This is a genomic window from Pigmentiphaga humi (assembly GCF_900606115.1).
Classification (GTDB): Bacteria; Pseudomonadota; Gammaproteobacteria; order Burkholderiales; family Burkholderiaceae_B; genus Pigmentiphaga; species Pigmentiphaga humi.
On record NZ_UWPJ01000036.1, the window covers coordinates 1 to 13,460 of the forward strand.

The following is a 13,460-nucleotide window of genomic DNA, read 5'->3' on the forward strand; positions in this document are numbered from 1 at the left end:
GGGATCGATTAGCCTCGTTTTCTTTTGCCGCCGCGCCAGGAGAAGCGCCCGGCGGCAAAAGAAAACGAGGCTAATCGATCCCCATGCTCAAGCCCATATTGCTCGTGGAAGACAACCCCCGCGACCTGGAGCTGACCCTCATCGCGCTCGAGAAAAGCCATCTGGCCAACGACGTGGTCATCACCCGCGACGGCGAAGAAGCCGTCGACTACCTGCAGCGGCGCGCCCTCTACCAGGGCCGGCCGATCGGCAACCCCGCCGTGATACTGCTCGACCTGAAACTGCCCAAGGTGGACGGCCTGGAAGTGCTCAAGCTCATCCGCTCCGAGCCCGACCTGCACAACATACCGGTGGTCATGCTCACTTCGTCCAATGAAGAGAGCGATCTGGTCCACGCCTATGCGCTCGGCGTCAACGCCTATGTGGTCAAACCCGTCGACTTCCCGGACTTCGTTCGCGCCATCGGCGATCTCGGCGTATTCTGGGCAGTTCTGAACGAACCCCCGCCGGGTTCCATGCGCCGCCCGCGCCCGGCGCAGGAATGACCGGCCAGGAGCCCGCCCCGTGAATCCGATGGCCATGCGCGTCCTGCTTGCCGAAGACAACCCCCATGACGCCGAACTGGCGCTGGAGCGGCTGGAGCGATCCGGCCTCGAGGTCGAGAGCGCGATCGTCAACAACGAGGCGGATTTCGTGCGCGCGCTCGATACCGGCGCCTTCGACCTGGTCCTGTCCGATTTCCACATGCCCGGCTTCTCGGGCACCGAAGCGCTGCAACTGGCGCGCCGGCATCCCAGTGCGTTGCCGTTCATCTTCGTCTCGGGCGTGCTGGGCGAAGAGCACGCCGTCGACATGCTCAAGCAGGGCGCGACCGATTACGTGCTCAAACAGCGGCTCGAACGCCTGCCCATCGTCGTACGGCGCGCGCTGGACGAAGCCCAGGAACGCCGCTCCCGCCACGCGGCCGAGCAGCGGCTCAAGGACAGCGAAACCTACTTCGGGCAATTGGTCGACGCGCTGCGCGACTACTCGGTCGCCACCCTCTCCCCCGCAGGCACGATAGAAAGCTGGAACCGGGCCTCGGAATGGCTGTTCGGCTATACCGCCGAGGAAGTTCTGGGCCAGCCGGGCGACATGTTCCTGCTTCCGACCGCCCCGGGTCCGGCCGCCTCCCTGACGGAACAACTGGCCCGCCTGGACCACGGCAGCAGCCTGGTCGAGGAATGCTGGCTGCGGCGCAAGAACGGCACGAGCTTCTATGCCTCGGTGGTCACCACTGCGATCGTCGGCCACGGCGGCGCGCTGCGCGGCTACTCGCGCATCGTGCGCGACATGACCGACAGCCGGGCGGCCGCGGACCTTCTGCAGGCTGCCAAGGAACAGGCCGAGGCCGCCAACCGCGCCAAGGACCGCTTTCTGGCGGTGCTGTCGCACGAACTGCGCACCCCGCTCGGCCCCATCTACGCGGCCGCGCAGGCGCTGGACCTGCGCCGGGACCTGCCGCCGGAATGCCGGCGCAGCGTGGAATTGATCAAGCGCAATGTGGAAGTCGAGGCACGCCTGATCGACGACCTGCTCGACATCTCCAAGATCGTCAACGACAAGCTCAGCCTGAAGCTCGAACCCACAGACCTCGCCGGCGCGGTCAGCGGCATTGCCGACATCTTCCGGGAAGAAGCCAGCGCCCGCCGCATCAGCCTGTGCTATCAGCCGCCGTCAGAACCCGCCATCGTCCAGGCGGACCAGGCGCGACTGCAGCAGATCATCTGGAACCTGCTCAAGAACGCGCTCAAATTCACGCCTCCGGGAGGCGAAGTGCGCATCGCCATCCACCGGCCGGAACCCGGCCGGATCGCAGTGGATATCGCCGACACCGGGATCGGCATTCCCGCGCAGGCACTCGAACGCATTTTCAATGCCTTCGACCAGGGCGACGCCGAAACCGCCCAGGCCCGCGGCGGCCTGGGGCTGGGGCTGGCCATCGCCAGTTCCCTGGCCGATCGCCACGGCGGCGTACTCGGCGTGCACAGCGACGGGCCCGGCCAGGGCACGACCTTCACCCTGACGCTGGACGATCCGGCCGGCAGCCAGGCGCCCGCGGCAGCGCCGCAGGACCGCCCCGCAGCCGTCCCCGAAGCCCGACCGGCCGCCATCCTGCTGGTCGAGGACAACGAGGACACGGCCGAGGCCATGCAATTCCTGCTGGCCGAGTACGGCTACACGGTGGACGTGGCCGAAAACGTCTCGGTGGCGCGCAACAGCATCGATGCACGCCGCTACGACGTGCTGGTCAGCGACATGGGCCTGCCCGACGGCGATGGCCTGGATGTATTGCGCCACTATGCCCCGCAGCCCGGCCAGACGGCCGTCGCGCTGACAGGCTACGGCATGGAAGCGGACGTGCGGCGCTGCCTGGCCGCGGGCTTCGCGGCGCATCTGACCAAGCCGCTGGACATCAACCAGCTCATCCAGGTCCTGCAACGCCACGGACACTGCTAATCCGCGCTGGCATATCTGCAACGCAGTATTTTGCACATATCCGTTAAAATCCGCTGGCCGATTCCTTACTTTCACGCATAAATCGCTCGCGGCGGCTTCAAGCTGCCGCGGCTGTAGCGTCCTTCGCCCTATGGACCGCTTCAAGCAGATCGAATCCTTCGTCTCCGCCGTCACGCGCGGCAGCCTGTCCGCCGCAGCGCGCAGCGAAGGCGTCGCACCCGCGGTCATCGGACGGCGTATCGACGCGCTGGAGGCCCGCCTGGGCGTCAAGCTGCTGGTGCGCACCACCCGCAAGATCTCGCTGAGCGCGGAAGGCACGGAATTCTTCGAGGAATGCCAGCAGATCCTGCAGTCGCTGGAAAATGCCGAGAACAGCGTAGCGGCGGGCGGCGAACATCCCAAGGGGCACTTCCGCGTGACGGCGCCCGCCGGTTTCGGCCGCCGCCATATCGCTCCGCTGCTGCCCGGGCTGCTCGACACCTATCCCGGCATGAGCGTCACCCTGGACTTGAGCGACCGGCTGGTCGACCTGGTCAACGAAGGCTACGACTGCGCCATACGCATCGGCAACCTGGCCGACTCCAGCATGGTCAGCGTGCGCCTGGCCGACAACCGCCGCATGGTGGTGGCCGCGCCCGCCTATCTGCGGCGGTATGGCACGCCCAGGCATCCATCCGACCTGACGGGGCACAACTGCCTGTCGTTCGGCACCGGCGGCAGCCAGGCACGCGGCTGGCTGTTCACCATCGATGGAAAACCCACGCCGCAACGCGTATCGGGTACGCTTGAGTGTACGGATGGCGCCGTGCTGCATGCCTGGACGCTGGACGGCCGCGGATTGGCCTGGCGCTCGCTCTGGGAAGTCGAGGACGACCTGAGCCAGGGCCGCCTGGTCACCGTGCTGGACGACTATGCCGCACCGCCAAACGCCATCTATGCGGTCTATCCGCAGCGCAAGCACCTGCCGCTGCGCGTGCGCGTCTTCATCGACACGCTGCGCCAGCACTACGCGGCGCACCTGCCATAGACGCGCGCCGCGCCCAGCGCCACCGTCCGGCACAGTCCTTCCTCGATCCGAATCCATCGTCCCATGAACAAACGCATCCAGCTCTCCACTGAAACCCTCCGCTGCTCGACCTGCGGACTGGGGCAGTTCTGCCTGCCCGTGGGCATGGCCCCCGCCGACGCCCACAAGATGGACGAACTGGTGCAATTGCGCCTGCGCGTGGGCAAGGGGCAGCCGCTGTTCCGCGCCGAGGACGGACTCGACGCGGTCTACGGCATACGCTTCGGCTCGCTCAAGACCCTGGTCGAACTGGCCGACGGCCGGCAGCAGATCACAGGCTTCCATCTTCCCGGCGAAGTGATCGGGCTCGACGGGCTGGGCCGCGAGACGCACGCCTCGACCGCGGTGGCGCTCGAAGACAGCGAAGTCTGTGTCATCCCGATCCGCGACCTGTCGGTGGTCGCCACCCATCTACCCTCGCTGCAGCGCCAACTGCTGCGGCTGATGAGCCGCGAGCTGGAGAACGACCAGCAGTTGCTGCTGTCGCTCGGCGCCATGCGCGCCGAGGAAAAGCTGGCCGCCTTCCTGATCAGCCTGTCCGACCGCCTCTCGGCTCGCGGCTATTCGTCTTCCCAGTTCGTGCTGCGCATGAGCCGCGAGGAAATCGGCAACTTCCTGGGCCTGACCCTGGAAACCGTAAGCCGGCTGTTCTCGCGCTTCGCCAAGGCCGGGTTGCTGCGCATCAACCAGAAGGAAGTCGAACTGGTCGATGTGCCCGCCTTGCGGCAGATCGTCGGACGGCAGTGCTAGGGCGCCCCCAGCAGGACACCCCTGCCCACGCCCTGCCGGGCCGTCAATGCAGACGGCGGGCCTGGGCGGCGATCAGCGCGGCGAAGAAGGCGGACATGCCGAAAGCAACGAACGCGCCCAGGTAAGGCCCCTGGCGCAGGCCGGCATCGAGCATCACCCCGAACGCCAGCGGAGCGAGCGCCGCGCCGGTGTCCATGCCAGAGTAGACCAGACCGTAGACCGAACCGGTCGCGCCGCGCGGCGTCACCCGCCGCACCAGCATGTCGCGCGACGGGCCGGCGACCCCGGCGCACAGGCCCGCCAGGGCCACGCATGGCACGGCGCCGGCGGCCGGCAGCCATCCCATGGCCAGCAGCGCGAGCAGCAGCCCCGCCGCCACGAAAGAGGCGCCGACGATGCGCTCGCTATGCGGATTGCTGGAGACCAGGAAACCGCCCAGCACCATGCCCACGGCGCCCGCCACCATATAGCCCGACAGCGCGGTACTGGCGGTCACGGTGGACAGGCCGTAGATCGCGCCGAGTATGGGCAGCGTGTAGTTCTGCACCGCCGAAATCGCGATCGACGAGAACATGAAGAACAGGAAGGCCCCCCAGACCACGGGGTTGCGCAGCAAGGCCCCCAGCGACAACCTCGTTGCCGCGGGTGCCCCGCCCTGCGCCGGGCGTGCGGCAGCGCGCGGCAGCCCTGCCGCCAGCAGGCGCCGGCCGACGATCGTCATGGTCAGGACGACCGCCACCAGCAGGCCCGCGCCGATTGCCGCGACGCGCCAGTTGAACAACTGCGTCAAGGTGGTGATGAAGATCGGCGTCGTGGCCCAGCCCAGATTGCCGGTAATGCCATGGGCGCTGAAGGCGTGCCCCAGCCTGGGTGCGCTGACGCGGCGGTTGAGGATGGAAAAATCCACCGGATGGAATACGGCGTTGCCGATGCCCGCCACCACGGCGGCGACGAACAGCCAGGCGTAGCTGCCCGCCGACCCCAGCAGGAAGCCGGCCAGCACGAAACACGACAGGCCGAACCACAGCACCGGACGGGCGCCGGCCCGATCCACCACGAATCCGGAACTGGCCTGGCCCACGCCGGAGATGGCATAGAACACGGCCACCAGGACGCCGAGCTGCGCGAAGCTCAGCCCGAACTCGGCCGCCAGCGGCACGAACAAGGACGGAATCACCAACTGGAAGAAATGGGAGCACGCATGTGCGATCCCGACCAGTCCGATAACGGACCAATCGACCCTGCGCCGGATGAACCGGGGGGCCGAACCAACCAATGCCTGCTGCACGTCGTCTCCTGCTGCTTGCTTGTCCTGCCGGATGCCTCAGGCCGATCGCTTGATGATCGGCCAGGCACGCCGCAAGTAGTACATCATCGACCATACGGTCAACACCGCGGCGATCTCGATCAGGCGGGATCCCCACCACAACGCGTTGAACCCGGCCACCGTCCCGCCATACAACAGGCACGGAATGGCCGTCATCTGCGCGACGGTCTTGAACTTGCCCAGCCAATGCACCGCCACGCTGGTGCGCTCGCCCAGCGTGGCCATCCATTCGCGCAAGGCGGAAATCGTGATCTCGCGGCCGATGATGATCAGCGCGATCATCGCATCGATCCGCCCGAGGTTCAGCAGCACCAACAAAGCAGCGCTGACCATGAGCTTGTCGGCCACGGGATCGAGGAAGGCGCCGAACGCCGACGTCTGGTCCAGGCGCCGGGCCAGCCAGCCATCGAGCCAATCGGTGACGGCCGCGAAAATGAACATGCCCGTAGCCAACGCATCGCGCATCGGCACGCTCAACATGTGTTCCGGCACGTAGTAGACACTGATGACCAGCGGGATCATGGCGATCCGCACCCAGGTCAGAATGATCGGCAAATTCACTGGCATGGTCGAATGCTAACAGAACGGGCCCCCCCGTACGCGCTTACGCGCGCCCCCCAGGGGGCGGTGCTGGCGGACCGGCGGAGCCGGATCCCCGGCACCCTGGGTCTGAGAGAGGGTTTCTTGGGTTGAGGCTCTGTGTTCTTTTGTTCTTTTTTATACCGTGCGGGGAGAGATCAATGGAGCTGTTTGTAGATGCGTTCGGCTAGGTCGAGGGAAACGCCTTCTACCGAAGCCAGTTCTTCCACGCTGGCGGAGACGACGCCGCGCAGGCCGCCGAAGCGGGCGAGGAGGCGCTGGCGGCGCTTGGCGCCGATGCCTTCGATTTCTTCCAGGCGCGATACGTTGCGCGTCTTGGCGCGCCGCGCGCGCATGCCGGTGATGGCGAAGCGATGGGCCTCGTCGCGGATCTGCGCCACCAGCATCAGCGCGGCGGATTCGCCGCCCAGCGCCAGCGGCTCGCGGCCGTCGGCGAATATCAGCGTCTCGAGCCCGACCTTGCGCCCTTCCCCTTTGGCTACGCCGACCAGCAGGCCGATGTCCAGGCCCAGTTCGGCGAAGACCTGACGCGCGGTCTCGACCTGGCCCTTGCCGCCGTCGATCAACACGATGTCAGGCATGACGCCGTCGCCATCGGCAATCTTCTCGTAGCGGCGCGTCAGCACCTGACGCATGGCGGCGTAATCGTCGCCGCCGGTGATGTCGCCGATGTTGTAGCGGCGGTACTCCTTGGGCTGCATGGCGTGGTGGTGGTAGACCACGCAGGAAGCCTGGGTCGCCTCGCCGGCAGTATGGCTGATGTCGAAGCATTCCAGGCGCAGACTTTCGAGCGCCTGTTCGTCCGCCTCGATGCCCAGCCCGAGCGCCATCGACAAGGCCACGGTGCGCGCCTGCTGCGAGCCGACCTCGGCCAGCACACGCGCCAGCGCGAGCTCGGCGTTCTTGGCGGCCTGTTCCAGCCAGCTCTTGCGCACGCCCTGCGGCTGCTTGAGTATGTTGACCCGCGAACCCGCCTGCTCGGCCAGCATGCCGGCCAGATCGGCGTCGGCCAGGGGATGCGAGACCACGATGACGCCCGGCAGCGCCTTGTCGATGTAGTGCTGCGACAGAAAGGCTTCGAGCACGTCGGCGGGCGATTCACCCTCGACGTGGGAAGGGAAGAACGCCTTGTCGCCCAGGTGCCGTCCGCCGCGCACCATGGCCAGGTTCACGCAGGCCCGGCCACCCTGCATCGCCACCGCGACCACGTCGGTATCGCCGCTGCCGCCCTCCATGGTCTGCTGGTGCAGCACGCGCGACAGCGCCGAAAGCTGGTCGCGCAGCACGGCCGCTTCCTCAAAGCGCATCGCCTGCGAGGCCTCGAACATGCGCGTCTCGATATCCTTCAGCACCGCCTGGGTCTGGCCGCGCAGGAACTGGGTGGCCCGGCCGACGTCGCGCGCATAATCGTCGGCCCCGATCAGGCCCGCGCACGGCCCCGAGCAGCGGTGGATCTGGTAGAGCAGGCAAGGCCGCGAACGGTTGGAGAATACGGTGTCCTCGCAGGTGCGCAGGCGGAATACCTTCTGCAGGATATGGATGCTGTCGCGCACCGCCCAGGCGTTCGGAAACGGGCCGAAATACTGGTTGGCGCGGTCCGTGACGCCGCGGTAGTAGGCGATCCGGGGGAATTCGTGGCCGCTCAGCTTCAGATAGGGATAGGATTTGTCGTCGCGGAACAGGATGTTGTAGCGCGGCGCCAGCGACTTGATGAGGTTGTTCTCGAGCAGCAGCGCTTCGGCTTCCGAGCGCGTGACCGTCACTTCGACGCGCGCCACCCGGGTCAGCATGTGCGCGATCCGCGGACTGGCGATGTTCTTCTGGAAATAGGACGAGACGCGTTTCTTCAAGTCGCGCGCCTTGCCCACGTACATCACCTCGCCTGCGGCGTTGATGTGCCGGTAGACGCCAGGCAGGTGCGGCAACTGCGCGAGGAAGGATTTGACGTCGAAATCCTGCGGCGGATCGCCCTGCACTTGCTCGGGTGCGGGTTTCCCGTCGCCGGGCGTCCCTCGTATATCGGCCATGCGCCGTCCTCAGGCCGCTCCGGCGCGCGCCAGCGCGCGCACCGTCTTGCGGGCCTTCTGGTAGCCGGGGTCGGATTGCAGTCCGGCCCAGTCCGGCGAGGCCAAGCGCGGCTTGAGCGCCCGGATGCGCGCAACCGATGCCGCCTCGGGCTGCCACGCCAGACGCTCGAGCAAGGTATCGGCCAGGTCGGGCCGGTTGCACACCAGCACCATGTCGCAGCCGGCGCGCAAGGCCGCGAGCGCGCGGTCGTGGATGTCGCCCGCGACCGCAGCGCCTTCCATGGTCAGGTCGTCGGAGAACACCACGCCTCCATACTGCAGGCGCTTGCGCAAGACGGCCGTGACCCATTTGCGCGAGAACCCGGCCGGATGTTTGTCGACTCTGGGATAGATCACGTGGGCAGGCATTACCGCGCCCAGGACGGCATCCCCCAGCCAGCGATAAGGCATGGCGTCCTCGTCCAGCACCTGCTCCAGCGTCCGGTCGTCCACCGGGATCTCGTGGTGGGAATCGGCCTCGACGTGGCCATGGCCAGGGAAGTGCTTGCCGCACGCGGCCATGCCCGCCAGCGCCAGCCCTTGCGCCAGCGCGCGCGCCAGCATGGCCACCACGCGCGGATCGCGGTGGAAGGCACGGTCGCGGATGACGCGGCTGGCGCCGAAATCGAGGTCCAGCACCGGAGTGAAGCTGAGATCCACGCCACAGGCCCGCAGCTCGGCCGCCAGCACGCGGCCGGTATCGGTGGCGGCCTGCATGGCCTGCAGCGGATCCTGCTCCCAGCGCTGGCCCAGTGTGCGCATGGCCGGCAGCACGGTGAAACCGTCGGTGCGGAAGCGCTGCACCCTGCCGCCTTCATGATCGACGGCGATCAGCAGCGGTTCGCTGCGCGCGGCATGGATGGCGTGGGTCAGGCTTGCCAGTTGCTCGCGGCTGCGGAAATTGCGCGCGAACAGGATCGCGCCCCCCACCAGCGGGTGGCGCAGGCGCTCGGCCTCGGCCGCGGTCAGTTCGGTCCCCGCCACATCCACCATCACCGGTCCGGGCGGCAGGATGGCGTGGGCTTGTGCGTGTGCGGAATTCATTGATTGGTTCATGCGGGCCGCCGGGCCTCGACGATGACGTAGGCGGCGGCCATATCGTGTTCATCGGTGAGCGAAACGTGGGCGGCGCCGAAGCGTTCCTCGTACCAGCTCTTCAACGGTTCGGCCAGCACCACCACGGGCCGCCCGCTCGGCGCGTTGAGCGTCTGCATGCGGCGCCACGCCATGGGCATGCGCATGCCCAGCCCGACCGCCTTGGAAAAAGCCTCCTTGGCGGCGAAGCGCGTGGCCAGGAAGCGCAGGCCCCGCTGCGTATCGCGCGAACGCCGGGCCAGGAACTTGGCGTATTCTTCGTCGCCCAGAACCTTCTGCGCGAAGCGGTCGCCGCGCCGGGCCAGCGCCTGCTCGACGCGGTCGATGCGCAGCAGGTCGATACCGACGCCGGCAATCGCGCCCGGCGCGGCTCCGGACGTGGAAGCCGCCGCCATCAATGCGCCGGCCGCAGCAGCACGCCGCGCTGGGCCTGCGTGCGCGCGGCAACCATCAACGCCTTCATGTCGCGCACCGCGCGCTCCAGCCCGCAGAACACCGCCTGCGCGACGATGGCGTGGCCGATGTTCAATTCGGCGATGCCGTCGAGCTCCGCCACCGGCTGCACGTTCTCGTAGTGCAGGCCATGGCCGGCATTGACGCGCAGCCCCTGGCGCAGTCCTTCGGCGACGGCCCCGCGGATGCGCGTCAGTTCGCCCGCCTGCGCGGCCGGTTCGGCCTCGGCATACGCGCCGGTATGCAATTCGATCACGGTCGCGCCGGTGCGCGCGGCGGCCTCGATCTGCGCGGCCTCCGGATCGATGAACAGCGACACGCGCACGCCGGCATCGTGCAGCCGGGCCACGGCCGCGCGGACCTCGTCGAAATGGCCGAGCACGTCGAGCCCGCCTTCGGTGGTCAGCTCCTGGCGCTTCTCCGGCACCAGGCAGACGTCGTGCGGACGGATGCGGCAGGCGATCTCCAGCATCTCCGCGGTGATCGCGCACTCCAGGTTCATGCGCGTGCGCAACTGGCCGCGCAGGCTCTCGACGTCGGCGTCCTGGATGTGCCTGCGGTCTTCCCTCAGGTGCAGGGTGATGAGGTCGGCCCCGGCATCCTCGGCCAGCAGCGCAGCCCGGACAGGATCCGGATAGGCGACGTGGCGCTGCTGGCGCAGCGTGGCAACGTGGTCGATATTGACGCCCAGATCGATCATGGTGAATGGCAAAAGAGTAGGTTCTTCATTGGCCGCGCGGCAGGACGTCGAAGTCCTGCAGGTCGCGCAGCACTCTGCGTGTGGCCAGCGGCCGGCCTTCCATATGATAGTCCAGGCGCTCCCGGAGCAAACGGCGCAGCTCGGGCTCGGCGCCAGGCTCACCGAAACGGCCGCCTGCCAGCGCCAGTAGCGCCGCGCCGGATACATGCGCGCCGCCTTCGGCGGCACAAGGCTCTGGCCCGGCTTCGAGCGGCACGCGATAGCGTCCGCCGGCGAGCACCGGCGTCCCGTCATCCAGACTGGCCGGGTCGAAGCCGTAGCCGATCTCGCACAGCAGGCGCCATTCGAACTCGCGCAGCGCCACCGACAGGCGCGGATTGGCCGCCAGCCGGGCCAGCGCGTCGGCATAGGCGTCGTACAGCGACTCGTGCGGGTCGTCCCGGCCCAGGAGGCGCATCAGCAGCTCGTTCAGATACCAGCCCGACATCGCGGCAGCGCCCTGCAGGCGTTGCGGCGCCCCGGACCATTCGGCGCGGATGAGCGTCTTGATCTCCCCTGCCCCGCTCCAGGACAGGCTCAGACGCTGGAAGGCGATCAGCACGGGGCGCAGCGCGGAGTGCGGACGCTTGGCGCCTTTGGCGACCAGGGCCATCCGGCCGTGGCTGCGGGTAAAGACGTCCAGGATCAGCGAAGTTTCCCGATAGGGATAGCTGTGCAGCAGGAAAGCCGGCGCATCGTCCACCCGATGGCTGCGCGGGCGCGCGCGGGCCGGCTTGGCAGGCGCGGCCGCCGGCAGCGGCGTGCGCCGGAACAGCGACCCCGCGGCGGCTGGTGGCACGGCACCAGGGGCCTCGGGATCCCCCGGTCCGTTACTCATACCCCAGGTCGCGCAGCGCGCTTTCGCGCTCGGCCCAGCCCTTGCGGACCTTGACGTAGATCTCCAGATGCACCGGCGTGTCGATCAGCTTGGCAATGTCCTGCCGGGCCTCGGAGGCGATGCGCTTCATGCGCTCCCCGCCCGCCCCCAGCAAAATAGGCCGGTGGCTGTCGCGGTCGACGATGACACAGGCGGCAATGCGCACCAGCCTGGGCTTTTCTTCCCACTGTTCGATCACGACAGTCGAGCCATAGGGCAGTTCGTCGCCCACCAGCCGGAAGATCTTCTCGCGGATCAATTCTCCCGCGATGAAGCGCACCGGCCGGTCGGTCAGCGTATCTTCCTCGAACATGGGTTCGCCCTCGGGCAGGCCCTTGGCGATTTCGTCCAGCAGGTGGTCGAGCTGGCGCGACTTGGCCGCGCTGACCGGCACCACCGCATCGTAGGGATGCAAGGCGGCAATGCGCGCGACGTAGGGAAACAGCGCATCGCGGTCCTTGAGCAGGTCGGTCTTGTTGACCGCCAGAATGCGGCGCGCGCGGGACGGCAGCAGCGGCAGCAGGTTGGCGTCGCCCTCGGACCACTTGCCTGCCTCGACCACGTGGACGACCACATCCACATCGGCCAGCGCCTGGGTGACCACGCGGTTCATCATGCGGTTCATCGCGCCGCCGTGCCGGCTCTGGAACCCCGGAGTATCGACGAACACGAATTGCTCCGCGCCGCGCGTAAAGACGCCGTGGATGCGGTGGCGCGTGGTCTGCGCCTTGCGCGACACGATGCTGACCTTGGCGCCGATCAGCGCGTTGAGCAGCGTCGACTTGCCCACATTGGGCCGGCCGACGATGGCGACGAAGCCGCAACGGCTGGAGGCGGGAGGATTGGCTGAAGACGACATGGTTATTTTTTGCCGGCGGGCCGCCCCAAGGCAAAAAGCGCCCCCTCGGGGGGCAGCGCAGCCGAAGGCGCAGCGTGGGGGTTTTTTTGGGGCGCGGCGGACCGGGCCGTATCGGATTCGGTGGGCGGGGGCGAGGCGCCAGACGCGATGTCGCGGGAAGCAACGATTCTGGCGGCCGGCGGCGGCGATTGCCGGGGCTCGGCGGGCGGCGCGGCGTCGTCGTTCGCCTCCTGGGCGACGGCCACCGGCAGAGACAGTTGCGCAGTTTTGCGCGCCTTGGGCACGCGTCGCGCCGGCGAAGGATTGGCGGCCAGGGCGGCCTCGAGCGCCTGCTTGGCCGCTGCCTGCTCGGCCGCGCGCCGGCTGCCGCCTATTCCGACCACCTGCACGTCCAGCTTGGGGATGGCGCACTCGACCTCGAACTCCTGGCTGTGCGCGGCACCGTGCGTGGCGAGCACGGTGTAGACGGGCAGCGCGATCTTGCGGCCCTGGAGGTATTCCTGCAGCAGGGTCTTGGCATCCTTGCCCAGGGTTTTCGGGTCGACGGTTTCCAGCACCGGCTGGTACAGGCGGGCGATCACCGCGCAGGCGGCGTCGAAACCGCCGTCCATGAAGATCGCGCCGAAGATCGCCTCGAGCGTATCGGCCAGGATCGAGGGGCGGCGGAATCCGCCGCTCTTGAGCTCCCCTTCCCCCAGGCGCAGGAAGCGCGACAGTTCGATCCGCTGCGCGATCTCCGCCAGCGAGGCCTGCTTGACCAGGTTGGCGCGCAGGCGCGACAGATCGCCTTCGTCGATGCGGGCGAAACGGTCGTAGAGCAGCGAGGCGATCGCGCAGTTGAGCACGCTGTCGCCCAGAAACTCCAGCCGCTCGTTGTGTCGGCTGCTGTGGCTGCGATGCGTCAGAGCCTGCTCGAGCAGGCTCTTGTTCTTGAAGGTGTAGCCGATATTGATCATTGCTCCTGTCATGGCCCCCCCCTACGCGCTGCGCGCGCCCCCCAGGGGGCGGTGCTGGCGGACCGGCAGAGCCGGATCCGCGGCACCCTGGGTCGGGGGATTGAAAGGATGTTTTGGCTTGGCACGATAGTCTTCTGTTCTTGATCCAGGGCACAACGGATCCGGCTTGGCCG

13 protein-coding genes are annotated in these 13,460 nt (G+C 67.8%); 4 read left to right on the forward strand and 9 right to left on the reverse strand.

From position 1 onward, the window contains the following. The first annotated feature begins 83 nt into the window (after window positions 1-83). The 4 genes from PIGHUM_RS21010 to fnr all read left to right on the forward strand — a co-directional run bounded on the left by PIGHUM_RS21010 (window position 84) and on the right by fnr (window position 4,315). On the forward strand, window positions 84-545 hold the full coding sequence (locus PIGHUM_RS21010) for a response regulator (RefSeq protein ID WP_124081675.1): 462 nt from the start codon (window positions 84-86) through the stop codon (window positions 543-545). A 28-nt stretch (window positions 546-573) separates the two neighbouring features. Further along, entirely contained in the window at window positions 574-2,499 is a 1,926-nt protein-coding gene (locus PIGHUM_RS21015; RefSeq protein ID WP_124081775.1) for a hybrid sensor histidine kinase/response regulator, read from the forward strand. 130 nt (window positions 2,500-2,629) lie between these two features. Continuing rightward, window positions 2,630-3,526 carry a LysR family transcriptional regulator gene (locus tag PIGHUM_RS21020; protein ID WP_124081676.1) on the forward strand — a complete coding sequence of 299 codons (897 nt, stop codon included), beginning with the start codon at window positions 2,630-2,632 and terminating at the stop codon, window positions 3,524-3,526. Window positions 3,527-3,589: 63 nt separating this feature from the next. Continuing rightward, a complete protein-coding gene (gene fnr, locus PIGHUM_RS21025; RefSeq protein ID WP_124081677.1) occupies window positions 3,590-4,315 on the forward strand; it encodes a fumarate/nitrate reduction transcriptional regulator Fnr in 726 nt (241 codons plus the stop codon). Window positions 4,316-4,358: 43 nt separating this feature from the next. On the opposite strand, the gene PIGHUM_RS21030 is transcribed toward fnr, so the two are convergent. The 9 genes from PIGHUM_RS21030 to rnc form a co-directional block, all read right to left on the reverse strand. After that, complete coding sequence (locus tag PIGHUM_RS21030) at window positions 4,359-5,603, reverse strand: MFS transporter (RefSeq protein WP_124081678.1); 1,245 nt, start codon at window positions 5,601-5,603, stop codon at window positions 4,359-4,361. A 36-nt stretch (window positions 5,604-5,639) separates the two neighbouring features. Next, entirely contained in the window at window positions 5,640-6,209 is a 570-nt protein-coding gene (gene pgsA / locus PIGHUM_RS21035) for a CDP-diacylglycerol--glycerol-3-phosphate 3-phosphatidyltransferase (RefSeq protein WP_124081679.1), read from the reverse strand. Between the two features lie 170 nt (window positions 6,210-6,379). Next, a complete protein-coding gene (gene uvrC, locus PIGHUM_RS21040) occupies window positions 6,380-8,260 on the reverse strand; it encodes an excinuclease ABC subunit UvrC (RefSeq protein ID WP_425466746.1) in 1,881 nt (626 codons plus the stop codon). An 18-nt stretch (window positions 8,261-8,278) separates the two neighbouring features. Continuing rightward, window positions 8,279-9,352 carry a beta-N-acetylhexosaminidase gene (nagZ, locus tag PIGHUM_RS21045; RefSeq protein WP_246013402.1) on the reverse strand — a complete coding sequence of 358 codons (1,074 nt, stop codon included), beginning with the start codon at window positions 9,350-9,352 and terminating at the stop codon, window positions 8,279-8,281. A gap of 8 nt (window positions 9,353-9,360) precedes the next feature. Beyond that, a complete protein-coding gene (gene acpS / locus PIGHUM_RS21050) occupies window positions 9,361-9,798 on the reverse strand; it encodes a holo-ACP synthase (RefSeq protein ID WP_124081682.1) in 438 nt (145 codons plus the stop codon). Then, a complete protein-coding gene (locus PIGHUM_RS21055; RefSeq protein WP_124081776.1) occupies window positions 9,798-10,556 on the reverse strand; it encodes a pyridoxine 5'-phosphate synthase in 759 nt (252 codons plus the stop codon). The genes acpS and PIGHUM_RS21055 overlap by 1 nt, the downstream gene beginning before the upstream one ends. 25 nt (window positions 10,557-10,581) lie before the next feature. Continuing rightward, a complete protein-coding gene (recO, locus tag PIGHUM_RS21060; protein WP_246013404.1) occupies window positions 10,582-11,394 on the reverse strand; it encodes a DNA repair protein RecO in 813 nt (270 codons plus the stop codon). Between the two features lie 31 nt (window positions 11,395-11,425). Continuing rightward, window positions 11,426-12,331 (reverse strand): GTPase Era, encoded by a 906-nt coding sequence (gene era, locus PIGHUM_RS21065; RefSeq protein ID WP_124081684.1) that lies wholly within the window; start codon window positions 12,329-12,331, stop codon window positions 11,426-11,428. A 2-nt stretch (window positions 12,332-12,333) separates the two neighbouring features. Next, window positions 12,334-13,299 carry a ribonuclease III gene (gene rnc / locus PIGHUM_RS21070; protein WP_222929302.1) on the reverse strand — a complete coding sequence of 322 codons (966 nt, stop codon included), beginning with the start codon at window positions 13,297-13,299 and terminating at the stop codon, window positions 12,334-12,336. Between the last annotated feature and the right edge of the window lie 161 nt (window positions 13,300-13,460).